24 protein-coding genes are annotated in these 23,224 nt (G+C 67.0%); 19 read left to right on the top strand and 5 right to left on the bottom strand.

The genetic code is table 11. The annotated features are described in order from the left end of the window. The first annotated feature begins 293 nt into the window (after positions 1-293). From JOF45_RS09530 to JOF45_RS09520, 3 genes are all read left to right on the top strand, one after another. Entirely contained in the window at positions 294-1,043 is a 750-nt protein-coding gene (locus tag JOF45_RS09530) for a Pr6Pr family membrane protein (protein ID WP_210049324.1), read from the top strand. A gap of 140 nt (positions 1,044-1,183) precedes the next feature. Continuing rightward, on the top strand, positions 1,184-1,681 hold the full coding sequence (locus JOF45_RS09525) for a small multi-drug export protein (RefSeq protein ID WP_210049323.1): 498 nt from the start codon (positions 1,184-1,186) through the stop codon (positions 1,679-1,681). 37 nt (positions 1,682-1,718) lie between these two features. Continuing rightward, positions 1,719-2,429, top strand: coding sequence for a Pr6Pr family membrane protein (locus JOF45_RS09520; protein ID WP_210049322.1), 711 nt, complete (start codon positions 1,719-1,721; stop codon positions 2,427-2,429). 69 nt (positions 2,430-2,498) lie between these two features. Here the strand turns inward: JOF45_RS09520 and purB are convergent, their stop codons facing one another. Further along, positions 2,499-3,935 (bottom strand): adenylosuccinate lyase, encoded by a 1,437-nt coding sequence (purB, locus tag JOF45_RS09515; RefSeq protein WP_210051408.1) that lies wholly within the window; start codon positions 3,933-3,935, stop codon positions 2,499-2,501. 165 nt (positions 3,936-4,100) lie between these two features. Here purB and JOF45_RS09510 point away from each other — a divergent pair, with 165 nt between their 5' ends. After that, positions 4,101-4,568, top strand: a complete 468-nt coding sequence (locus JOF45_RS09510) for a hypothetical protein (protein ID WP_210049321.1) — start codon at positions 4,101-4,103, stop codon at positions 4,566-4,568. A gap of 49 nt (positions 4,569-4,617) precedes the next feature. Then, the gene (locus JOF45_RS09505; protein ID WP_210049319.1) at positions 4,618-5,994 is read left to right on the top strand and encodes a hypothetical protein; all 1,377 of its coding nucleotides are present in this window, start codon (positions 4,618-4,620) and stop codon (positions 5,992-5,994) included. A gap of 10 nt (positions 5,995-6,004) precedes the next feature. Here the strand turns inward: JOF45_RS09505 and JOF45_RS09500 are convergent, their stop codons facing one another. Further along, the gene (locus tag JOF45_RS09500; protein WP_210049317.1) at positions 6,005-6,397 is read right to left on the bottom strand and encodes a phage holin family protein; all 393 of its coding nucleotides are present in this window, start codon (positions 6,395-6,397) and stop codon (positions 6,005-6,007) included. A 54-nt stretch (positions 6,398-6,451) separates the two neighbouring features. Between JOF45_RS09500 and JOF45_RS09495 the strand changes: the two genes are divergently transcribed. From JOF45_RS09495 to JOF45_RS09480, 4 genes are read left to right on the top strand one after another with little or no spacing between them, the layout of a single operon-like run. Then, on the top strand, positions 6,452-7,537 hold the full coding sequence (locus JOF45_RS09495; RefSeq protein WP_210049315.1) for a histidinol-phosphate transaminase: 1,086 nt from the start codon (positions 6,452-6,454) through the stop codon (positions 7,535-7,537). Between the two features lie 23 nt (positions 7,538-7,560). Next, positions 7,561-8,670, top strand: coding sequence for a thiamine pyrophosphate-dependent enzyme (locus JOF45_RS09490; RefSeq protein WP_210049313.1), 1,110 nt, complete (start codon positions 7,561-7,563; stop codon positions 8,668-8,670). Further along, positions 8,667-9,680 carry an alpha-ketoacid dehydrogenase subunit beta gene (locus JOF45_RS09485; RefSeq protein WP_245324195.1) on the top strand — a complete coding sequence of 338 codons (1,014 nt, stop codon included), beginning with the start codon at positions 8,667-8,669 and terminating at the stop codon, positions 9,678-9,680. Before JOF45_RS09490 ends, JOF45_RS09485 begins: the two co-directional genes overlap by 4 nt. A gap of 33 nt (positions 9,681-9,713) precedes the next feature. Then, positions 9,714-11,222, top strand: coding sequence for a dihydrolipoamide acetyltransferase family protein (locus JOF45_RS09480; RefSeq protein WP_210049310.1), 1,509 nt, complete (start codon positions 9,714-9,716; stop codon positions 11,220-11,222). 11 nt (positions 11,223-11,233) lie between these two features. Here the strand turns inward: JOF45_RS09480 and JOF45_RS09475 are convergent, their stop codons facing one another. Further along, a complete protein-coding gene (locus JOF45_RS09475) occupies positions 11,234-11,458 on the bottom strand; it encodes a hypothetical protein (protein WP_210049309.1) in 225 nt (74 codons plus the stop codon). 557 nt (positions 11,459-12,015) lie between these two features. Then, positions 12,016-12,732 carry a GerMN domain-containing protein gene (locus JOF45_RS09470; RefSeq protein ID WP_210049307.1) on the bottom strand — a complete coding sequence of 239 codons (717 nt, stop codon included), beginning with the start codon at positions 12,730-12,732 and terminating at the stop codon, positions 12,016-12,018. 145 nt (positions 12,733-12,877) lie between these two features. Here JOF45_RS09470 and JOF45_RS09465 point away from each other — a divergent pair, with 145 nt between their 5' ends. From JOF45_RS09465 to JOF45_RS09420, 10 genes are all read left to right on the top strand, one after another. Then, complete coding sequence (locus tag JOF45_RS09465; protein ID WP_210049305.1) at positions 12,878-13,723, top strand: HpcH/HpaI aldolase/citrate lyase family protein; 846 nt, start codon at positions 12,878-12,880, stop codon at positions 13,721-13,723. Between the two features lie 116 nt (positions 13,724-13,839). Further along, the gene (locus JOF45_RS09460; protein ID WP_210049303.1) at positions 13,840-14,946 is read left to right on the top strand and encodes an enoyl-CoA hydratase/isomerase family protein; all 1,107 of its coding nucleotides are present in this window, start codon (positions 13,840-13,842) and stop codon (positions 14,944-14,946) included. Positions 14,947-15,079: 133 nt separating this feature from the next. Beyond that, a complete protein-coding gene (locus tag JOF45_RS09455; RefSeq protein ID WP_210049302.1) occupies positions 15,080-15,619 on the top strand; it encodes an OsmC family protein in 540 nt (179 codons plus the stop codon). Next, positions 15,616-16,719, top strand: a complete 1,104-nt coding sequence (locus JOF45_RS09450) for an acyl-CoA dehydrogenase family protein (protein WP_210049301.1) — start codon at positions 15,616-15,618, stop codon at positions 16,717-16,719. Before JOF45_RS09455 ends, JOF45_RS09450 begins: the two co-directional genes overlap by 4 nt. Positions 16,720-16,727: 8 nt before the next feature. Further along, a complete protein-coding gene (locus JOF45_RS09445) occupies positions 16,728-17,984 on the top strand; it encodes a CmpA/NrtA family ABC transporter substrate-binding protein (protein WP_210049300.1) in 1,257 nt (418 codons plus the stop codon). After that, positions 17,981-18,805: an ABC transporter permease gene (locus tag JOF45_RS09440; protein WP_210049299.1), complete on the top strand. Its 825-nt coding sequence runs from the start codon at positions 17,981-17,983 to the stop codon at positions 18,803-18,805. The genes JOF45_RS09445 and JOF45_RS09440 overlap by 4 nt, the downstream gene beginning before the upstream one ends. Before the next feature lie 18 nt (positions 18,806-18,823). Next, complete coding sequence (locus JOF45_RS09435) at positions 18,824-19,606, top strand: ABC transporter ATP-binding protein (protein WP_210049298.1); 783 nt, start codon at positions 18,824-18,826, stop codon at positions 19,604-19,606. A 194-nt stretch (positions 19,607-19,800) separates the two neighbouring features. Beyond that, positions 19,801-20,409 (top strand): DUF1648 domain-containing protein, encoded by a 609-nt coding sequence (locus tag JOF45_RS09430; protein ID WP_210049297.1) that lies wholly within the window; start codon positions 19,801-19,803, stop codon positions 20,407-20,409. Between the two features lie 122 nt (positions 20,410-20,531). After that, positions 20,532-21,347 (top strand): winged helix-turn-helix transcriptional regulator, encoded by an 816-nt coding sequence (locus tag JOF45_RS13635; RefSeq protein ID WP_210049295.1) that lies wholly within the window; start codon positions 20,532-20,534, stop codon positions 21,345-21,347. A gap of 22 nt (positions 21,348-21,369) precedes the next feature. Beyond that, positions 21,370-21,924, top strand: a complete 555-nt coding sequence (locus tag JOF45_RS09420; protein ID WP_210049293.1) for an acyl-CoA thioesterase — start codon at positions 21,370-21,372, stop codon at positions 21,922-21,924. Here the strand turns inward: JOF45_RS09420 and JOF45_RS09415 are convergent, their stop codons facing one another. Continuing rightward, positions 21,925-23,175 (bottom strand): hypothetical protein, encoded by a 1,251-nt coding sequence (locus JOF45_RS09415; protein WP_210049291.1) that lies wholly within the window; start codon positions 23,173-23,175, stop codon positions 21,925-21,927. Between the last annotated feature and the right edge of the window lie 49 nt (positions 23,176-23,224).

Below are 23,224 nucleotides of genomic sequence, written 5' to 3'. Positions count from 1 at the left end.
TGAGCTGGTGCGGCGACGCACGGGCAGGCGAGCACCCCAGGTGTGGGTGCCCCAGAGCAGCGGGAGCCTCAGAAGAGCTCGACTGACGGCGCTGAGAGGCCTCAGCGGCAGATCAGACGGCGAGTGCTCCGGCGGATCGCGGAAGAGAGATCAGCAGTGCGGCGCCGCGGCGTCCGTCCAAGGACGCGCGACCTGCTGAAAGATTGCATGAATGCCCATGACGCTCAGTGTACGAGATCAGGACAGCAGTGTGAGCATTCCGCTATGCTCCGGGGAGAAGGAAAGGGGCTCATATGGGGGACGAGCCGCACAGCGAAGAGGTGCGCCGACGCGTCGAACCGGCGCCGCCTGCTGGCCGTGCTGTCCACGGAGTTCTGGCGGCAGTGACCGGCGTCGGGCTGGTGACGTCGTTCTGGATCGGGTGGCACCACCCCACCGGCATCCCCACCGGCGCCACCTTCGAAGGCGGGATCCCCGCCGGATGGATGCATATCCTCAACCAGCCGGTGCACTTCACGTTCATCTCCGCCGCGATGGTCTTCGCCACCTCTCTGGCGCTGATGCTGCGCCCCCATATCGGCTGTGGCACCCGGTGGGGGACCGCTTTCCATGCACTGCGGCTCTCCGGCATCGTCTGCATGATCCTCAGCGGCTTCCTCTGGAATCTGCTGCTGCGCACTCCGGACCTGCTGGACGGGGTCAAGCTGGTCAATGATTCGATCTACCATCTGATGCTGCCGGTGCTGGTCCCGCTGGTGTGGCTGATGGGCGGGCCCCACGGTCGGATCACCGGCACTGTCGTGCTGCTCTCGCCGGTGCCGCCGACCCTTTGGTTCATCATGACTCTGGTGCGGGGCCCCGGCCTGGACTGGTACCCGTACTCGATCCTCGACGTGCCCCGCCTGGGCTACCCGGCCGTGCTCGGTGTGGCCGCAGGTGTGTTGGCGGTCTTCCTTGCTGTGGCCTGGATCATCTGGAAGGTGGACCGCATGATGTACCGCTATGTGGGCCGCCTGGAGATCCGGCCCGGAGAGACCACCTGAGTCCGACGCCGGCCCCCGCCCTTGCCGAGGCCGACTCCGGATCGCCCTCAGGCTGACTTAACTGTACGATTGGTATAGTTTCTGGGCCCTCTGCAGAGTGCCCGTCCGCCGTCGTCAGTGCCGTGGGTGAGGAGTGTGCGATGAGCGCTGCAGAGTGGTGGGGGATCCTGGGGATCTTCCTGGGCGGAGCGACTCCTTGGCTGGAGGCTCCCATCGTCATCCCCGCCGGCCTGATCGCGGGCCTTCCTGCAGCGCCGGTGCTGCTGGCCGCGATCATCGGCAACCTGCTGACCGTGGGCATCGCCGCGTACTTCGGCGAGGCGATGCGCAGCTGGTTCTCCCGTCGCCGAGAGCGCCGCCGTCGGCAGCTCGACGTGGAGGCGGAGGCACACCGCCGAGCCAAAGCGCTGAAGCGACGGGCTCGGATCGAGAAGGTCATGGACCGCGGAGGGCTCCCGCTGTTGGCTCTGGTGGGCCCGGTGGGATTGGGCACCCAGGTCTCGGCCGTGGTCGCTGTGGGCCTGGGTGTGCGTGCCACCTCGTCGTTCCTCTGGGTCAGCGCCGGCACAGTGCTCTGGTGCGTGGTGGCCGCCTACGCCACCTCGGCCGGCGTCGAGATCCTCGGCTTCGGCGGGTAGCGCAGTCTCGCAGAAGTGCCCGTGGCAGAATCTCCACGTGAGCACCGCTGAGACCACACCGAAACCCTCGCAGAGCACGACGCCGGTCCGTCTGGTCCACGCCGCGGTGGCGCTGCTCTGTGCGGCCGGGCTGACCAGCTCGCTCTACCTCGGGTGGACACGGGGCACCGATCTCCCCACGGGCGCCGGATTCGCCGGGGGATTCTCGGCCGGGTGGGACCATATGCTCAACCAGCTGGCCTACTTCACCTTCGTCTCCGGGCTGCTGGCTGCGGCGACGTCGGCGGTGCTGGCGTGGCGGCCGCAGATCCGCTCAGCCGCGTTCCACGCCCTGCGCCTGGCCGCAGTGGTGTGCGTGATCATCACCGGCGGGGTGTTCAACCTGCTGCTGCGCGGCGATGACGTGCTGCGCGGCGCCCAGTTCTTCAATGACACCGTGCTGCACCTGATTGTGCCGGTGCTGGTCCCTCTGGTGTGGGTGGTCATCGGTCCGCACGGACGGATCGGCGGCCGGGCGATGCTGCTCTCGTTGCTGGTCCCGATGGCCTGGCTGGGCGCGACTCTGGCACGCGGCCCGGCGCTGGACTGGTACCCCTACGAGATCCTCGACGTGCCGCGGATGGGCTATGCCGGCGTCGGGGTCTACCTGGTCTGGATCATCGCGGCGTACGTGCTGATCGGACTGCTGCTCTGGGGCCTCGACCGGTTGCTGTCCCGGCGTGGGACCTGCGATTCGAGCGGGGTTTAGGCCCTTATGAGCCGTCTGGAGCCTCCAAAAGGGCTGAAACCCCGCTCGAATCGCCTGAAGGGCTGAGCCTCAGCGGCTGAACTGCTTGGCCAGCGACGCCGCCAGCCCGGTGTACTGATCCGGGGTCAGGTGCTTCAGCCGCTCCTCGGCCTCGGCGGAGAGACCCAGCCCGGAGACGAACTCCTTGAGCTTCTCAGCGTCCACACGGCGGCCGCGGGTCAGCTCCTTGAGCCGCTCGTAGGGGTTCTCCAAACCTTCGACGCCGGCGATGGACTCGGCACGCATGACGGTCTGGATGGCCTCGCCGAGGACCTCCCAGTTGGAGTCCAGATCTGCGGCGATGACCTCATCGGCCACATCCAGCTGCTTGAGGCCCTTGGTCACATTGGACAGCGCCAGCACCGAATGACCGAGCCCGGTGCCGATGTTGCGCTGGCCGGAGGAGTCGGTGAGGTCGCGCTGCCAGCGGGACTCCACCAGGGTCGAGCCCAGGGCATCCAGCAGAGCGTTGGAGATCTCCAGGTTGGCCTCAGCGTTCTCGAACCGGATCGGGTTGACCTTATGCGGCATCGTCGAGGAGCCGGTGGCGCCAGCCACGGGGATCTGCTTGAAGAAGCCGATGGAGATGTAGGACCAGATGTCCACGCACAGTCCGTGCAGGATCCGGTTGAACCGGGCGATGTCCGCGTAGAGCTCGGCCTGGAAGTCGTGGGACTCGATCTGGGTGGTCAGCGGGTTGAAGGTCAGTCCCAGCGTCTCCACGAACCGCTGGGCGATGCCGGGCCAGTCGGCCTCGGGAGCGGCCGCCAGGTGTGCTGCGTAGGTGCCGGTGGCGCCGTTGATCTTGCCCAGGTATTCCTGCTGTTCGATCCGGCGGACCTGGCGGCCCAGCCGGTGGACGAACACGGCGATCTCCTTGCCCAGCGTGGAGGGAGTGGCGGGCTGGCCGTGGGTGCGCGAGAGCATCGGCACCTCGGCGGCCTGCTCGGCGAGGCTGGAGAGCCCGTCGAGCGCCTGCCGGGCGGCGGGCAGCCAGACCTGCTCGACGGCGTCGCGGATGCCCACGGCGTAGGAGAGGTTGTTGATGTCTTCGGAGGTGCAGGCGAAGTGCACCAGCGGGGTCAGCTCGCCCAGCCCCAGGCCGTCCAGACGACGGGCGATGAAGTACTCCACAGCCTTCACATCGTGGACAGTCTCAGCCTCGATCATGCCGAGCTCGGCGATCTCCTCGGAGCCGAAGCTGGTGACGATCCCGCGCAGCCCATCGATCTGATCCGAGCTCAGCTCCGGCAGCCCGGGCAGCACCTGCTCGCGGCAGAGATGGATGAACCACTCGACCTCCACGTGGATGCGGTTGCGGTTCAGCGCGGCTTCGGAGAGGTGGTCCACCAGAGGCGCGACGGCGCTGCGGTAGCGCCCGTCCAGCGCGCCGAGGGCGATCGTGGGCTCGGCCGCGGCGAGGGAGACGCGGTCCTGGTCAGCAGAGAGAGCAGTGGAGTTGGCCATGCGGCTCATTTTGTCACGTTTCCTCCACACCCCTGGGCTGAGTCACGACGCCGCGCCCGGTCCTCCACAGAACCGGGCGTCTCCGGCTGCGGTCCGGTCCGCGCTCTCTAGCGTGGAGGGCGGAGAGACCAGCGGATCAGGCGCATCGACAGAAGGGGCCAGAGCATGTTGAGCTACGCCGCCACGGAGTTGGACCGGACCGCCTCGGTCTATGAGGAGATGGCCGCTGCTCTGGGGAGGGTGGACGCCTTGGCCGGTCCCTACGACTCGGCGGTGGCCCGGGCGGAGGGCTGCGCCTGGGACTCCAGCGCAGGGGAGGCCTTCAGCGCGGCAGTGGGCTTCGTCAGAGGAGAGGGAGTCTTCGTCGGCGGGGAGGCTGCGGAGCTGGCCCAGGAGGCGCGGACCATCGCCGGGGAGCTGCGCGAGGCTGCCGAGCTGGCCAGAACGGTGGCCCACCTGGTGGGGGCCGCCGTCGGCGTCGCGGTGGATCTGCTGCCCGACGTTGTGACACGGGCTGCTGACGCAGTGGGGGACCCGGTCAGCTTCATCCGTTTCTTGGAGGAGCACGGCGGAGTTCCCCCGGTGCTCTACACGCTCGAGGAACTGATCTCCTCCCTGCCGGGGACCGACTGAACTTCCGGGCCTGCAGGCCTGACCGCTCCACGATGAGACAGGAGAGAGCATGACCGTCGAATACGCCCAGGCGCCCGGAACCGTGATGGTCCCGCACGTTGGGGCCTCCGGGTTCAGCGTCACCAGCTCCGGCGGCCCCACTCAGGTGAATCTCGCCTGGGAGCAGCTGCTCAGTGCCACGACCCATCTGGGCGAGGCCACGCACATCAGCGGTGAGCAGCTCAGCACTGTCCAGAGCGCGGCCGGGCAGCTGGCGACCGCGCCGCTTCCGCTGCATTGGCGCATCCCGCTGTTCGCAACACGGATGAGCCTGCTGGGCGTTCGGATGATCGCGGTCAAGGAGGCGGTGGAGCAGGGGCGCATCGCAGTGGACACCGCCCATGAGGTCTACCGGGGAGCGGAGGGTGCGGCGCGGCGGTGGATGGACCTGGGCGTTCTGGTCAGCGACGCCGGATTCGTCCTGCAGAATCTCGCGGGCGCTCCACTGGGCATGGGTGACCCGTGGGTGGCCTACGACTGGGCCACCGCCGCCACTGTGCTGGGCGGCGGGATGCTCCACCAGCACGCCGGAGGCGCGTGGCCGCTGGTCCGGATGGGGCAGCAGCTGAGTCAGGACGCCTTGGCCCAGGAGGAGCTGGAGAGCCACCATCTGCAGCTGGGTGAGCAGACCACCGCGTTCGAGCATCAGGGTGATCAGTCCATCCAGCACTTCTATCAGGAGATGGGCCAGGTCAGCGCGCAGGGTGACGTGGCCGTGACGGTCACCCGGGATGCGGCGGGCGAACCGGTCTATATGGTCTATCTGCCCGGTCTGGACGTGGACCCCACCGATATCAATCGGGAGGATGGGCGCGGATATCTGGGATACCTCGACGCCGCCCTGAATGATTCTGACCAGCTGGCCGGAGTCGTCGATCAGGCGCTGGCCGAGGTCGGAGCGGATCCGGGCGCGGCCGTGGCGCTGAGCGGCTACAGCCTCGGAGGGATCGGTGCCACCAACTTGGCGGCCAGCCGGACTCTGCGGGAGCGTTACAACCTCCGGGCAGTCAGCACGATCGGCGCCGCGGGGCAGTCCCGCACGCTGCCGGCAGGCACTTCTGTGGTCCATCTCCAGGACAGTCGGGATCCGGTCAATCACATCCTGGGGCAGGCCCATCAGGAGTCCAGCGATCGTCTGGCCATCACCTACGACTTCCACAATGAGGACGTCGGCTGGGCCGGTCCCTTCGGCGGGGCTCACGATTATGGGCACCACATGGAGGCGATCGGACGCCTGGAGGAGACCCCTCAGGAGCACCTGAGTCCGGAGGAGCAGGCCATGCTCGCCGAGTTCGGACAGCTCTACTCCGGTCAGGCGCAGACCTACGTCTTCTCAGCGGACTGGGAACAGGCCGCCGCAGAGACTGAGACGGAACCTGCCGGCTGAAGAAGACGCCTCAGGCTCGGGACGAGACCACGAACCGGTTCAGCAGCGCGGAGACCAGCGCCACGATGATGCCGCCGAGGACGGCGTCCCAGAAGAAGCTGGGCACCTGGAAGGTCGGGATCAGCGAGACCAGAGAGGTCAGCCAGCCGGTCAGCATCAGCATCGCGGCGTTGATCACCAGGGCGAAGAGCCCCAGCGTCAGGCAGGTGATCGGCAGGGCCAGCAGCGAGACCACCGGTTTGATGATCACGTTGACCAGCCCGAAGACTGCGCCCACGGCCAGGTAGGACAGGATCAGGGTCCCGGTGTCGCCCGCACCCTGAGGGATCCCGATGCCGGGAACCAGGAAGGCGGCCGCTCCGAGAGCCAGTGCGTTGAGGATGATCGCCAGTAGGATTCTCACAGGACACATGATCTCACGTGCTGTGTGAGAAGACTCTGAGAAGGAGACCGGCCCATGCCCGTCACCCCGCGGGAGACGCTGAAGACCCTGCCTGCCTACGCCGCCGGAAAGCCGCCGACGCCGGCAGAGGGCCTGACCCCGTATAAGCTCTCCTCCAACGAGAACCCGCTGGGGCCGGTGCCCGCAGTGGCTGAGGCCATCGCCGCCGTGGACACCCTGCACCGGTACCCGAACCCCACAGCGGAGAGCCTGCGGGGAGCCATCGCGACCACCTATGGCGTCGACGCGGAGGACGTGGTGGTCGGCACCGGCAGCCTGGGAGCGCTGAGCCAGATCATCAGCACCTTCGCCGGCACCCGTTCCGACGGCGGCCAGGATGAGGTCATCTACGCCTGGCGGTCCTTCGAGGCCTATCCGATCGTGGTGCGCACCGCCGGTGCCAAGGATGTCATGATCCCGGTCACCGAGGACGGGCGTCATGACCTGGCGGCCATGCTGGAAGCCATCACGGACGAGACCCGGGTCATCCTGCTCTGCACCCCCAACAATCCGACCGGGCCGGCTCTGACTCACACGGAGGTCGCTGAGTTCCTGGCTCAGGTGCCTGAGGATGTCGTGGTGGTCATCGATGAGGCCTATCAGGAGTTCGTGCGGATCGAGGATCCGCTGGACTCTCTGGCGCTCTACCGCAGCCATCCGAACGTGGCGGTGCTGCGCACCTTCTCCAAGGCCCACGGTCTGGCCACGCTGCGGGTGGGGTATTCCATCGCGAACCAGGAGATCACCCAGCACCTGCGCGTGGTGACCGTGCCCTTCACCGTCTCCACTGTGGGGGAGGCCGCCGCCGTCGCCTCTCTGCAGCATCTGGACCAGGTGGAGGAGCGGGTCGCCCACCTTGTAGAGGAGCGACAAAGAGTCCACACTGCCCTGCTGGAGGCCGGGTGGCGGATCCCGGAGGCCCAGGGCAATTTCCTGTGGCTCCCGCTGGGGGAGAGGTCCCTTGATTTTGCGCATGAGGCCGGGGTGCAGGCGCTGGCGGTGCGGGCCTTCGACGGCGACGGCGTGCGGGTCACCATCGGTGAGCCTGAGGCCAACGATCGCCTGATCGCATTGTGCACTGGCTACACACGCGCAGAGTGAACGGAGCTGACAGAATGAACGCTGTGCAGCCCATACAGCTACTCGCGCCCGAGGGGAACCTCGTCGAGGACGAGACCTACAGCCCCTACATCGCCGCGCTCAGCGACGACGACCTCCGCAGCCTCTACCGGAACATGGCCCTGGAGCGTCGTCTCGACGCCGAAGCTACGTCCCTGCAGCGGCAGGGACAGCTCGCCCTCTGGGTCCCCGCCCTGGGTCAGGAGGGTGCCCAGGTCGGCACGATCGCCGCGCTGAAGCGCAGCGACATGGTCTTCCCCACCTACCGCGAGCACGCGATGGCGCTCTACCGGGGCATCACACCGGTGGAGCTGATCACTCAGTTCCGCGCGGTGGCCCACGCCGGCTGGACCCCCGAGAAGTACAACTTCCACCTGTACACGGTGGTCCTCGGTGCACAGACTCTGCATGCGGCCGGCTGGGCCATGGGCATCGCCCAGGACCAGCGCACCGGATCGGTGCCTCGCGGTCGCCAGGAGGATGAGATCGTCCTGGCCTGCCTGGGTGACGGCGCCTCCAGCCAGGGTGATGTCCACGAATCCATGGTCTTCGCCGGCTCCTACGGGCTGCCCATGCTCTACTTCATCCAGAACAACCACTGGGCCATCTCTGTGCCCAGCTCCACCCAGTCCAAGGCTCCGCTGGCCGCCCGCGCCGGCGGCTACGGCTTCGAGGGCGTGCGGGTGGACGGCAACGACGTGCTGGGAAGCTACGCCGTGGCCGCCCATATGGCTGAGCAGATCCGCGCAGGCCAGGGCCCCAAGCTGATCGAGTCGGTGACCTATCGGATCGGCGCTCACACCACCGCCGATGACCCCACCAAGTACCGCAGCGCCGATGAGGTGGAGCGGTGGAAGGCCCAGGATCCGGTGGATCGATACCGGAACTGGCTGACCGCCCACGAGACCGCGGGCGAGAGCTTCTACGACCAGGTGGACGAGGAGGCCGCGGATCTCGCCGCCGAGCTGCGCCGGGCCACACTGGCCATCCAGGCGCAGCCGTTGGAGGAGGTCTTCGACACCGTCTATGCCGAACCGCACCGGCAGGTCGAGGTGGAGAAGGCCTGGCTGAAGGACTATGAGGCGGGCTTCGCCGAGGACGGGGATAAGGCATGAGCGCTGAGCTGAGCACAGAGCAGCAGGCACAGCAGCCTGAGGAGATGGTGCTGGCCAAGGCCATCAACGCCGCCCTGCACGATGAGCTCACCGCCGATGAGAAGACTCTCCTGATCGGGGAGGACATCGGAGCTCTCGGAGGGGTCTTCCGGGTGACCGACGGGCTGCAGGCCCGCTTCGGCACCGACCGCGTGATCGATTCGCCGCTGGCCGAATCCGGGATCGTGGGCACCAGCATCGGGATGGCCATGCGCGGCTACCGGCCGGTCGCTGAGATCCAGTTCGACGGATTCGTCTTCCCCGGCTTCAACCAGATCACGACTCAGCTGGCCAAGATGCACAACCGGTCCAACGGCGCCATCACCGTGCCGGTGACCATCCGGCTGCCCTATGGCGGGTCCATCGGGTCCATCGAGCATCATTCGGAGTCCCCGGAGGCGCTGTTCGCCCACACCGCCGGACTGCGGATCGTGACCCCGTCCAACCCGCATGACGCCTATTGGATGACCCGTCAGGCCATCGTCTGCGAGGACCCGGTGATCATCCTCGAACCTAAGCGGCGCTATTGGCTCAAGGGCCCGGTGGATCGGCAGAACCCGGCCCCGGACGCCTTCAGCGCCCAGGTGGTCCGCGAGGGGACCGATGCCACCATCGCCTGCTACGGCCCCTTGGTCCCGGTGGCTCTGGCCGCTGCTGAGGCCGCCTCCCAGGACGGTCGCAGCATCGAGGTCGTCGACATCCGATCCATCAGCCCCCTGGACGATGAGACGATCGCCCGTTCGGCGGCGAAGACCAGTCGGCTCGTGGTCGCCCATGAGGCACCCACCTTCGGCGGATTCGGCGCAGAGGTCGCAGCCCGGGTCGCAGAGAAGGCCCATGGCCGGCTGCGTTCGCCGGTGCTGCGGGTGGGCGGCTTCCACATGCCGTATCCGCCGTCGAAGCAGGAGCACCGCTACCTGCCGGACATCGACCGCATGCTCGAAGCCGTCGACCGCAGCTTCAGCTACTGAGTCCGCTCACCACCTATCCGAGGAGAGTCCACCATGGCTGAGACCTTCAACCTTCCCGACGTCGGCGAGGGCCTCACAGAGGCCGAGATCGTCGCCTGGCGGGTCGCCGTCGGGGATACCGTGGGCGTCAACGACATCGTGGTGGAGATCGAGACCGCCAAGTCGCTGGTGGAGCTTCCGATTCCCTTCGCCGGCACCGTCGAGGAGCTGGTGGTGCCCGAGGGCGAGACCATCGAGGTCGGAAGCCCGCTGATCCGCATCGCCGCCGAGGGCGAGGTGTCTGCGGCGCAAGACTCGGCATCCCAGGTCCCAGCTGCCGAGGCTGAGCAGGCTCAGCCGGAGCCGAAGGAGCAGAAGCCGCAGAAGGGTCAGCGGAAGGCCTCGGAGAAGAAGGGTCAGCAGCAGAGGAGCGCCGCCAAGGCCGCAGGAGAGAAGCCCGCCGACGCCGAGGGCGACGCCTTGGTCGGCTCGGGGCCGAAGGCCGACGCGGCCGTGCGCCGCCCCAGGACCCGCCATGCTGAGCCGGAGTCGGTGGACGTCTCCGACCTGGGCCTGCCGGACCCCGTGCTTCCGCTGGAGGGCGGGGGAACCAGCTCATCGGCTCCGGATATCGCTGACATCGTCTCCAAGGCGAGCCCGCCGGTGCGGGCGCTGGCCAAGCGACTCGGCGTCGCGGTCTGGGAGCTGGTCGGATCCGGCGGCAACGGCAAGATCACCCGCGACGACGTCGAACGCCAGGCTGAGGAGAAGAAGGCTCGGCGCTCTGCCGGAGGAGCTCCTGCTCGCAGCCTGCCGGTGACCGCCTCGCCGCGGCCTCCGGCTCCGGCCGAGCAGGGACTGCTCTATGAGGGTCCGCGGGAGGAGAAGATCCAGGTCCGGGGGGTCCGCAAGGCCACAGCCGCCAACGTCTCCCATATGGCGGCCAATGTGCCGCATGTCTCGGTCTTCAAAGAGGTGGACGTCACCCGGACTATGGAGCTGCGCGAAGCGCTGAAGAAGGACCCCTCCTTCGAAGGGCTGAGCGTGTCCCCGATGCTCTTCGCCGCCAAGGCGATCATCTGGGCCGCACGGCGGAACCCCCAGGTCAACGCCTCCTGGCATGACACCCACTACACGCTGAAGAACTATGTGAACCTCGGCATCGCCGCCGCCACGCCCCGTGGTCTGGTGGTGCCGGTCATCCACGAGGCACACACCTTCAACACCCGCGGGCTGGCAGCGGCGATCACCCAGCTGACCGTCGACGCCCGCGACGGGCGGACCACTCCGGCCGAGATGCAGGGCGGAACCATCTCCATCACCAACGTCGGCAGCCTGGGGCTGGACGGGGGGACGCCCATCCTGCCCCCGGGCCAGGCCTCGATCGTGGCCCTGGGGCGGGTCCAGAAGAAGCCCTGGGTGGTGGACGGGCAGATCGTGCCTCGGGACATCATGACCATCGGCGGCTCCTTCGACCACCGTCTGATCGACGGCGAGCATGCGGGTCGATTCATCTCCGACGTCGCCTCAGTCCTGGAGCAGCCGGGACTACTCCTGGACTGAGGCTCAGCCGCTCAGAACAGGTGCGTCCACTGGGCATGCTCCAGCAGAACCTCCTCGCGACGCCGTTCGGCCGCCAGGCGGTGTTCGCGCGTCAGGAGGGCGCGCTCCCTGCGCTGCTGTGCACGGAGCTCTGAGCGCTCGGCGCGGGTCTGCGCCCATTCCACCAGCGACGTGCCCAGGGTGACGACGAGCCGGTACACGGCTGAGGCGGGAACAGGGTGACTGCTGATAGACATACGTGTCCTCATGAATGTCGAAAAATGGCAGGACGAAATAGGGTTATGACCCGCAAAAGAATGGGTTATCTAGGTTGATGCATTCCGTGTGACGGACGGAAGAAGGATCGGCTGCTGAGGATTCTCTGCCATGGCCCAGAGCTCTCCGGTCCGGCTGACCTTCAGAAGGTCATGGGTGGATGCGGTGAGGCAGGTCAGAGCGCGAGGGCGCGGTGAGGCGGAGGCTCAGATGCCGAGGAGAGTCCTGTGTCTGTGCGGCTCAGTGGGCGGCGACAGAGAGATGGAAGCGACCGGTGAAGAGGGGTCGGTCCGCAGTGGCGGCGCCTACAGTCCGCAGGATCATATTCTCCGCGGTCTTCATGGATGTGAACTTCATGGTGCCCCTCCTTCCAGCAGGCTCGCTCCGTACAGTGACAATCACGAAACTATCACGGGAATTGCAGGAGCGGAACCCTCAGAAAGGACTTTCTTCTCGAATTGATGAGAACCCTCCGCGGCAGACAGCCCGCGGGAGCCGGGCGGCTTCGGCGTCTATACCGATAGCGATATGCGCGCGTTCAGTGGTGAGTGACCTCGTGGATCTCCAGCGGGGCATCCATCGGAGGGAGGTCGAGCTCTTCGGCCAGGGGAGCGCCGTTGAGCAGCACCTCGCTGACCTCGGCGCCGGTGGCCATGCGGGCGGTGGTCTCCACCTGAGCCAGGACCTGCCAGGATTCGCAACCGCTGCGGGGCGCGGGGTCTCCGCTGAGCTCTACGGTGACGGTCTCGCCGTCGGTCTCCACGGAGTCCACAGCAAAGTCCGCCGAGGCGGCGAGAGCATTGATGAACGCTGGGTCGCCGTGATAATAAAGCGGGTCATTGATCAGGTATTCCAGTGCCGCCTGGGCGGGATCGTCGGTCACCACGGGGACCGTTCGGATCACGCTGGCGGTATCCTCGCAGCCGAACTGGTCTGTCCGCGCGACTTCGATCTGGTGGGTCTTGTCCGGATCGGCTTCGAAGAGCTCGTTGCCTTCTTCGTCCACCGGGGCGCCTGGAGCCTCTGTGCCTTCGAGCGTCCCATCGTCACCGAGTGGCGCGCCTTCGGAATGTCCGTCGGGAGTCACCATGGCCACCGGCAGTCGGATGGTGTCGTCGTCCTCGAACTCAGGCTGCGGAATGGTGTTGGCCGGGCTGTCGTTCTCGGTCTGATCCTCGTCACCCCAGCCGCAGCCAGTCAGGATGAGTGTCAGAGCCGCGGCCGCGCCGGTGAGTCGGAGGGGGCGGGAACTCATCGTTCCAGAATACGAGCTGCGGCTCGCCAGGACGAATCGCAGCTCGGCTGCGGTCAACCGTCCGGAAAGTGCGGGGTCAGCGCCTGTGCCCTTCTCAACACGTCTGAATCGGAAACATAGCGGCCGCGGACGATAGGCTGTGTCTATGCCGATTCGGAACCGTCGCGCCGCCGCACTCCCTGCCAAGCTTTCCCGCTCCTGGCTGCTGATCAACGCCGCCAAGGAAGGGGACTTCGCCCCGAGTCTGGCCAGTGAGGCGGACTCGGTGATCTTCGACCTCGAGGCTTCCGTCCCGGATGACCAGAAGGCCCGTGCCCGGGACTCTGTCATGGAGGCGCTGAACGGCGGTATGACGGCTTGGGTGCGCATCAGTCCCACCACCTCGGAGCACTGGGAGGACGACGTCGCCGCCCTGTCGAAGGCTGACGGTCTGCGCGGCGTCATGCTCGCTGAGACCGAGCGGCCGGACCAGGTGACCTACACAGCGATGCGTCTGAAAGCCGGCACCCCGGTCATCGCTCTGGTGGAGTCAGCTCTGGGCGTGGAGAACGCCACGCAGATCGCCTCGGCCCCGGGCACGTTCCGTCTTGCCTTCGGCACCAACGACTTCCGTAAGGACGTGGGTGTCTCGGCGGATCCCATGGCTTTGGCCTATGCCCGTTCCCGACTGGTCATCGCCTCCCGCGTGGGTGGTCTGCCCGGTGCCATCGACGGCCCCACTCCGGCGGATGCCGACGACGCCGCCACTGCGGAGGCCTGCGAGGTCACCGCATCTATGGGTATGACCGGCAAACTCTCGCTGAACCGTGCTCAGGTCGAAGCTGTGAACCAGGGGCTCAGCCCCTCGGAGGACGAGCTGAAGTGGGCTCGCGAGCTCATCGAGGCGCACGAGTCCGGTGCCTCCATCGGCGACGGCTCCTATCTGCCGCGTCTGACCCGAGCCCGCAAGATCGCTTCCCTCGCCGACTCCTACGGTCTCTGGAACGCCTGAGCAACCCCCTGGGGGCCTGAGAGAACACGCCGACAGGGTTCCCTGATCACCGGCGGCGATCGAGGGCGGCGTGTGAACGCTACCGAGGAGACCGTGCGAGAGGTAACGTCTCTGGCATGGGAAAAGAGACTTTCGCAGGCGATGTGGCCTTCGAACACCGCGGCCGCTTGGGGATCATCACGCTGAACCGGCCCAAGGCTGTCAACTCGCTGACGGAGCTGATGTGTGAGTCGGTCCTGATCCAACTTCAGGAGTGGGCTGAGGACGACGACGTCCTGCAGGTCCTCGTCCGAGGGGCGGGGGACCGCGGACTCTGTGCTGGAGGTGACGTCGTCGGGGTCTATCACGACATGGTGGAGAAGCAGCCTCAGGATGGAGGGGCTCTGCTGCCTGAGGGCACCCCGGCCTATCAGGCTGACTTCGCCGGCGAGCGGTTCTTCTCCGTGGAGTACGCGATGAATCGCTATATCGCCGCCTACCCCAAGCCCTATATCGCCCTGATGGATGGACTGGTCCTGGGCGGGGGCATCGGCATCTCCGCGCATGGTTCCCACCGTCTGGTCACCGAGCGGACCCGTGCCGGAATGCCGGAGACCACCATCGGATTCGCCCCGGACGTCGGCGGGAGCTATCTGCTCGCCCGTGCCCCGCAGAATCTCGGCCTGCACGCCGGGCTGACCGGGGCTCATCTCGATGCTGCCGATGCGCGCGCCCTGGGCCTTGCTGATGCGCAGATCGCTTCCGAATCGATGGACGAGCTGATTCAGGTGCTCTCTGAGGAACCGGTGGAGCAGGCTCTGCCGCGTTTTGTGGTGGAGCCCGAGCAGTCGGCCTTGGCTGAGGCCGCTCCCTGGATCGAGCAGGCCTATTCCGGCGTCACTTTCGAACAGATCCTGGCTCGTCTGGACGAGTTCGGTGCTGACATCCCTGCGGCTGCTGAGGCTGCGGACACGCTGCGGACGAAGTCGCCGACCTCGCTGAAGCTGGCCCTGCGTTCCATCCGCGGTGCCGCTGAGCTGAGTCTGGAAGGCGCCCTGATGCAGGAGTACACCATCGGAGTCCACGCGCTGCGCTCGCACGACTTCCGTGAGGGGATCAGGGCGCAGCTGGTGGACAAGGATCGTGACCCGCAGTGGCAGCCGGCCACGCTGGAGGAGGCGGACGAGGAGCTGATCGACCACTACTTCGTCCCGGTTCCGGGCAGACTCCTCAGCTTCTCCTGACGACGCAGCCGGCGTGTTTCGCTTTGTGTCTGGACCTGGTGCCTTCCCTCTGGTCACGACGTAGCATCAGTGACGCATAAGCATGTCGAACGGTGGACCTGCGGGCCGCCTGACACGGAGGAGAAGCACCGGTATGTCTACTGAGAACGCCTCGCTCGGCGGTATCGACGCCGAGGGTCTCGAGAATCTCGCTGCCAAGAACATCGAGAAGCCCGAGCACGGCCACAAGGTCGTCAAGGCCAAGACCGTCTGCGAGTCAGGCTTCCGCAACCAGAACTACGTCCGGGATCACCAGCCCTTCCTGATCTCCGAGCCTCACAAGCTGCTCGGCGACGACGAGGCTCCCAACCCCACTGAGATCGCCCTGGGGGCTGTGGGCTCCTGCATCTCCGTGGGCCTGATGGCCAACGCCACCAAGCGCGGCGTCACGCTCTCGAAGATCGAGGTGGACGTGGAGGGCGACATCGACATCTCCGCCACCTGGGGTGTGGGCGACCTCGACGAGGACAAGCGCCTGGGTGTGTCCCACCTGCGCATCAACGTGAACCTCGACGGCGACGCCGATCAGGCCACACTGCAGGAGATCACCGATTCCGCACTCAAGTGGTCCCCGGTGCTGAACACCTTCACCCGTCCGGCCAGCTACGAGTCCACCCTGGCCGTGGGCGGATGAGCGTCACCGCGGCTGAGAACCCGCTGGTTGAGGCCGGGATCCCGCATGAGCTGCTGACCCGGGTCAGCGCGGCCGCCGCGGCCGTAGATGCCGGGGAAGCCCATCCGCGTGAGGTTTTCCCGGCGTTGGCCGCCGCGGGTCTGATCGATCTGGGCGCTCCGGCGAACACAGGCGGTGAGCTGCTGCGCCAGGCCGCTGTGGTGGAGGCGCTGGCGGAGCGTTCGCTCTCCACCGCCTTCGCCTTGTGGGGTCACCGGATGAGCATCGAGTACCTGGCGGCCGCCGGCGGCGAGTACGCCGAGGGGCTGTTGGCTCAGCTGCGCACCGGTGAGGTCCCCGGCGTCTCCGGAATGGCCTCTGCCTTCAAGACCTACGCCGGGGCCGGATCGCTGGATCTCACCGTGGACCGGGCTGAAGACGGCGGGCTCACCCTCTCCGGGCGCCTGCCCTGGGCGTCCAACCTGTACCCCGATGCCGTCGTGCTCTCGGCCGCCTACGGGCCCGCCGATGACCTCGACGCCGCGGGGGAGCGCAAGAAGCTCATCCTCGCCTTCCGGATCTCCGATGAGGGCGTGGAGGTCGGTCGAGACCTGAATCTGTTGGCCCTGCAGGGGACCACCTCCACCTCTGTGAAGGTCGAGGGCCTGCGCCTGGAGTCCCAGCAGATCCTGACCGAGGACTTCGACGAGTTCATGGGCCGCTGCCGGCCCACCTTCGCGGTGCTGCAGTCCAGCTTCTGCCTGGGCCTGGCCACGGAGAGCTTCCGTCAGGCGCGCGCCAATCTGCCCGGGCTCAATGAAGTCTTCGAGGAAGACTTCATGCAGCTCGGTCATGACCTCGGCGCGGCCAAGGAGCAGCTGGCCGACTTCGCCGTACGCGTGGCGGGTGAGGAGCCGCCGGGTCGCCGCGACGTGCTGGCCCTGCGCCTGGAGGCCGGTCGGCTGGCCGTCGCCCTGGCCACGCTGGAAGTCAAGACTGCCGGCGGCAAGGGCTTCATCGCCGACTCGGCCCCCAACCGCCGCTTCCGCGAGGCCACCTTCATCCCCGTGCAGTCGCCCTCGGAGGCACAGCTGCGCTGGGAGCTGGCCGAGGGGAAGTAGGCGCTGTCATGCACAGGAGTTCGGCTGCGGCCGTGCCCTCGGTCCGCGCGCTGACACGACGCCGTTTGGTCGGTCTGGGTGCCGGCGCGTCGGCCGCCGCCCTGTTGGCCGCCTGTGGGCGGGCGGGGAGCAGCTCCGCCGTGCACGCGCCCGAGTTCGAGCCCGCGCTGCCGGCGCCCGACGGTCTGGAGCAGCGTGACATCACCATCGGCTTCGTGCCGATCACCTGCTCCTCACCGATCGTCAACGCCGCGGCGTTGCGCATCTACGAGCACTACGGGCTCAACGTCACGCTGCGCCGGTTCACCGGCTGGGCGGAGCTGTGGATCGCCTATGTTGCCGGTGAGCTGGACGCTACGCAGTTCCTGGCGCCTATGCCGTTGGCCATCCATCACGGATTCGCCGACGGCCAGCGCGACACCCGGCTGCCCTATGTCACCAACATCAACGGCAACGGCATCAGCGTCTCCCAGGAGCTGCAGGGCCAAGTGGAGGGACCCGAAGACTTCGCCGGGCTGCGCCTGGGGCTGCCCTTCGACTACTCGGTGCACAACCTGCTGTCCCGGGACTATCTGGCTTCCGGCGGGCTGAACCCGGATGAGGACGTGGACCTGCGCATCATGCGCCCGGCGGATATGGTCACCGCGCTCTCCGTGGGCCAGATCGATGCCTTCTGCCTGCCGGACCAGTTCAACCAGCGGGCCGTGGCCGAAGGTGCCGGGTTCATCCATACCCTCACCAAGGACCTCTGGGGGGATCATCCCTGCTGCAGCTTCGCCGTGGCCGATGATTTCGCGGCGGCCAACCCGAACACCTACACCGCCCTGCTGCGCGCGATCGGGGACTCCGCCCTCTACATCGATGACCCGGACCACCGGGCCGACACCGCCTCTCTGATGGCCCAGCCGGCTTATCTGGGACTTCCCGAGCCGGTGCTGACCGCCGTACTGACCGGTGAGTTCCCCGACGGCACCGGTCAGCAGCGCTCGGTGCCGGACCGCATCGGCTTCCAGCCCTACCCGCATGAGTCCTACGGCGTCTGGATGGTGGATGCCATGCAGCGCTGGGGCCTGACCGGGGATCAGAGCTTCAGCACCGCGGAGGACTACTCCGCCGCCGTCGAAGCGGTCTTCGACGCGGAGGCCGCCCACGAGGTGCTCGAAGAGCTGGGCGGCGTGACTGAGGAACGGGCCGCGGAGACCGTCCTGGGTGAGACCTTTGACCCGCAGAACCCCGCAGAGTGGAATGAGCAGGTGACCCAGTGACCATATCGACACCGCAGGTGCTTCAACAACGCGCCGCGAAGGAGCGAGCCGGCTACCGGCTGAAGACCGCGGGGCTTCTCCTTGCCTTCGCTGTCGTCTTCTTGGGGCTGTGGCAGCTGGTCACTGCGGGATTCGACGACGGTGGGCTGGCGCCCACTCCGGCGGCCAGCTGGGACCGCCTCGTGGAGGTGCTCTCCACCGCCTTCGTGCACAATCCGCCCAATGAGGTGGGTATCTTCTTCCACCTGCTGGCCTCTCTGCAACGGGTGCTGCTGGGCTTTGGCCTGGCCGCGCTGATCGCCATTCCGCTGGGCGTGCTGCTGGGCACCAGTCGGGTCATCAACGACTCCCTGGACCCCTTCATCCAAGTGCTGCGCCCTGTCTCCCCATTGGCCTGGCTGCCCATCGGCCTGGCCGTGCTGCGCGACGCCGAATGGACTGCGGTCTTCGTGATCTTCATGGCCTCACTGTGGCTGATCCTGATCAACACCATCGACGGGGTCCGGCGGGTCAACCCGCTCTATCTGGACCTGGCCCGGTCGCTGGAAGCCACCTGGGCCAATCGGACGCTGAAGGTGCTGCTGCCGGCTGCGCTGCCCGGCGTCGTGACCGGTCTGCGGACTGCACTCTCCACCGCCTGGCTGGTGATCGTGGCGGCGGAGATGATCGTCGGCAGTCGGGGGATGGGAACATTCGTCTGGATTGAGTGGAACGCGATGAACGTCAACAGCATCGTGGTGGCCATCCTGATCATCGGCGTCGTCGGGTTCGTCCTGGACAGGTCCATCGCCCAGCTGCACCGCCTGACCCCCAATGCCTGAGGCATAAGAGGACACATCATGACCGAACAGCTGACCATTGACGCCGTCACCAAGGGGTTCTCCCACCGCAGGCGCGGCTTCCAGCCAGTGCTGGGGGAGATCTCCTTCTCCGTGGAGGAGGGGGAGTTCGTCACCATCATCGGGCCTTCGGGTTCGGGGAAATCCACGCTGCTCAAGATGCTGGCAGGCTTGGAGCAGCCCGACACCGGCAGCGTCTCCCTGGAGGGGCGACCTATCGCCGGGCCCAGCCGGCGGCTCGGCGTCGTCTTCCAGCAGCATGTGCTGCTGCCTTGGCTGACTGCCAAGCAGAACGTCATCTTCGCCCTCACCGCCGATGGGAGCTCCGGCCGCAGTGTCGCGCAGACGGAGGAGTTGGCTGAGAAGTGGTTGGACCTGGTCCACCTCACCGAAGCGGCGGAAAAGAAGCCCGGTCAGCTCTCCGGCGGTATGCAGCAGCGAGTGGGCATCGCCCGGGCTTTCGCTCTGGAGCCCGACGTTCTTCTGCTGGATGAACCGCTGGGTGCTTTGGATGCGCTGACCCGCCACTCCCTGCAGCAGCAGCTTCTCCACCTCTCGGAGCAGGAGAAGCGCACCTTCGTCCTGGTGACCCACGACGTCGACGAGGCGCTCATGCTCTCCGACCGTATCCTGGTGCTCTCCCACGGTCCGGAGGCCCGGGTCCAGCAGGACATCCGGCTGCCCTTCGGCAGGCCCCGCGACCGTGAGGGAGTGGAATGCAGCGAGGATTACCTCGGGCTGCGCCGAGACCTGCTGGAGTCGCTGACCTCGGCGGCGGACTGAAGGGCGAGGTCTCGGCGTCGCGGTGCTGATCGCCCCGGGCTTTTCCTCGTTTCGGGCTGAATTCGGCGATCTGCGGGAAGTGGGCGGGGTGATCCGGGGTGGTGACGCTCCATGCCCACCCATCGGCGAAGGGCTGCCAGGATCTGGCAGGGTGGTGTCCAAGAAGGCTCGGGCGCACAGGAAGGACAGCAGGCATGGGGGAGAAGTCGCAAGGTCTGGGCCGGGAGTTCGAGGGGCGCGATCCAGAGGTGGAGACCAGTTGGACTGAGGCTATGCGGACCGGGAAGCCGTTCCGTGACGACCACGGCACGCTGGTCTACCCTACGGCGAAGTCGCGCCCCCAGCCTGCAGTGCGGATGGATCCCTTCCACCGTGGACTGCTCGCGTCCTCCGTGGCTGTCGCAGTGCTGGTGAGCGTCTACACGCTGCTGCAGATCCCCTCCATGTCGGAGGAGGTTCCCGTGCGGTGGGGGTTCAGCGGTGACGTCACCTATGGCTCCCCGGCGACGATGATCTGGCCTGTCCTCGGACTGCTGGTCGGCACCCTCGGCTGCGCAGTCCTGGCCAGGTATCCGCGGATCTACAACTATCCGCGTGAGCTCAATGAACGCAACGTCCAGCGTCAGTATCGCAACGGTGCCCAGCTGATGGTGTGGACCACCGCCTCCCTGGCGATGACCACTCTGGGGATGGCTCTACCCGCGATCACGGGAGCAGAGACTGCCGCCCTCACCCTCGTAGGGGTCGGGATGCTGATGCTGAGCTCGGGGTACTTCATCTGGAAGATGCTCACGCTGAAGTAGGCAGGAGAGGCTCGTGACAGGTCGACTGGGCGATCCTGCCCCTTCTGGAATACTCTGAAAGCTGTGTTGTTCCTGTGATCCGGCGCCGGATGCGGCAGGATAGATCAGGAGGGAGGCTCAACGTGAGTATTCAAGCGGCAGGCGGGGCGCTGGGCGAAAGCGGCGCACCTGTGTCCCTGCACGTCTCCTCTCCGGTGCTCATCCTGGGCGGTCCGTCCCCTGCTGTCTCTGAGCTGACCCAGCGGCTGCGCGGGCTGGACGTCAAAGTCCTCCACGCTCCCAACCGGGAGATCGCCTCTAAGAGCGCGGAGGAGGATGACCCCGAGATCCTGGTGGTCGATGCCCGGGCCAGTCGGCGCATCCCTCAGTTGGATGACATCGTCGAAGAGTTCCACCGGCTCCGTGAGCACTCCGCGGCACTGATCTGGTTCGACGCCGACGCAGGCCTGGACGAGATCTTCGGACTCTGCCGCCCGGTCGATGACCACATGGTCGGGACCATCGACGTCGATGAGTCCCTCCGGCGCCTGCACTTCCTGACCGGGCGCCTGCCTGAGCGCCGTGAGGGCGAACGCCTGGAGGTCGGTGACCTGGTGTTGGACACCGCCGCGCGGACGGTCCGCCGCGCTGGGAAGGACATCGACCTCTCGGACACGGAGTTCCGTCTGCTGCGCCTGCTGATGCGCCACGCCCGCACAGTGCTCTCCAAATCGGAGATTCTCCAACAGGTCTGGGAGTACGAGTTCGCGGGCCAGGCCAACATCGTTGAGCTCTACATCAGCTATGTGCGCAAGAAGCTCGAGGCCGATATGCCGCGCATGATCCACACCGTCCGCGGGGCCGGCTACGTGCTGCGCCCGGCACCCACTCCTGGTGCGGACTCCGAAGATGCCTCTGCGCAGGAAGGACAGGCTGCCGGGGAGGTTACTGAAGAGTAGCGAATGTGTATAGGCTGGGCCTATGCATGTGATATTCCGCACTCTGCTGATACTGCTCAAGGCCCGTCGGCGCTCCAGGATGACCCCGTGGGAGACGAATGTCATCACTCTGCGGGCGCTGCCCACTGATATCGACATCCTGATGCATATCAACAACGGGCAGTACTTCTCGCTCTTCGATCTGGGCCGCTATGACCTGATGGCGCGATCGGGCATGTGGAAGGGCGCCAAGGAACGCGGCTGGCACCCGGTGGTCCAGGCCGAGCAGATCACGTTCCGCCGTTCGGTCACCTTCATGACCAAGTTCGAGATCCACACCCGGCTGATCGGTATGGACGACCGCTGCTTCTACATCGAGCATCGCGCTGTGGTCGACGGGGAGATCTACGTGCGTGCCGTGGTGGCCGGCCGGCTGGTCGGCAAGCAGGGCCCCGTCAGCAATGAGGAGATCGCCGAGATGATCGAAGACCTGGGCCACCAGATGCCCGAGGACTTCACCGTGAGCGAGGAGCTGGCGCAGTGGCGCCGCAGCAGTGCGCTGCCGTCTGCGAGGAAGCCTGCGCCGAACGTCTTCTGATCAGGCGCGACGGCGGGCGACCATCAGGGCGGCGATGCCGGAGAGCACTGCTCCCAGTACCAGCAGAAGGGCGCTGAGAGTGTTGGCCGAGTCCATCCCTGTCTCGGCGAGGTTCTCCTCGTCCTCGTCCTCGGTCTCTTCCTCGTCAGCTTCAGAGCCCTCATCCTGAGCAGCCTCCTGCGAGGAGGAGTCCTGCGGGGAGTCGCCCTCTGTACTCGGGCTGCCGGGGATGGTGTAGCCCGGCAGGGTCGGGGAGTTCTCCGATGTGGCTGATGGCGTCGAGGTGCCGGCCGGGGACTCCGCTGTGCTGGAGGGGGTGCCGGGCAGGCTGTAGTCGGAACCCGGTGACGACCCGGCACCCGGGTTGGCAGCGCCGTCGGCGTCGGAACTGCCGATCACAGTGAAGGAGACGGTGCAGCTGTCGCCGGCCGCGGCATCCTCGACCACGAAGGTATCGGTGCCGGTTCCGCCGGCGGAGGCGTGGTAGACGACGGAGGTCCCGGAGATCTCAGCAGTTCCGCCGTAGACGCCGGTCGCGCCATTGCTGATCTGCAGTGCGCTGGCGCCGCCGACCTGCACGCTGCCGGTGCCGCCGGCCGGCACCGTGGTGGAGCTGCAGTTCAGCGTCGAGGTTTCGTCATCGTCCGGGCCGGATGCTGGATCCTGCGGTGCCTGCTCAGGACTCTCCGGCGCCTCAGGGGCGCCGGGGTCCGAGGGCTCGTCCTCGGCGTTGAAGTCCTCATCCGGGGCGGGAGAAGGTTCCGGGCTCGGCTCGTCGTCCTGTGGGTCGTTCAGATCGCCGGGAGTCTCCGGCGCGCTCGGGGATTCCGGTGTGTCCGGCTCCTGTGTCTCCTGCCCGGGATCTTCCTGCGTGGAACCTTCCTGCGCAGGATCAGAAGGGGTGGGCTCCTGGGATACCGTCGGGGCGGAGCTGGTGGTCGGACTCGCCGAGCTGGTGCTCTGCCCGGTTTCGTTCTGCTCGATTTCGCTGGGCTCAGAGCCGCCCTGCTCGGCGTCAGTCTCCTCGGAGTCTTCGTCCGTGCCGTCCTCCTGGTCAGCGTCGTCCTGCTGCCCGGCATCGATCGCCGTGGTGGGGGTGGGCGACTCCTCGGGAGCCTGTTCGGTGGCGGCGCTGGCGGGCCCTGTGCCCACAGCGACCAGGCCCCCGGCGAGCACCGCGGCGCAGAGGGTCGTACGGGCGCGCACGCCCAAGGATGCGGTGCCCCGCAGGTCATCGCTGGCGCTGGTCACGCGTCTGCCCTCTGTCATCTCGGAATCTCGGAACTGCGCTCGATTCTAC

The sequence above is a fragment of the Nesterenkonia lacusekhoensis genome (assembly GCF_017876395.1).
GTDB classification, from domain to species: Bacteria; Actinomycetota; Actinomycetes; order Actinomycetales; family Micrococcaceae; genus Nesterenkonia; species Nesterenkonia lacusekhoensis.
The sequence above is the reverse complement of the archived record's forward strand: the minus strand, read 5'-3'. Positions and strand labels throughout refer to the sequence as shown.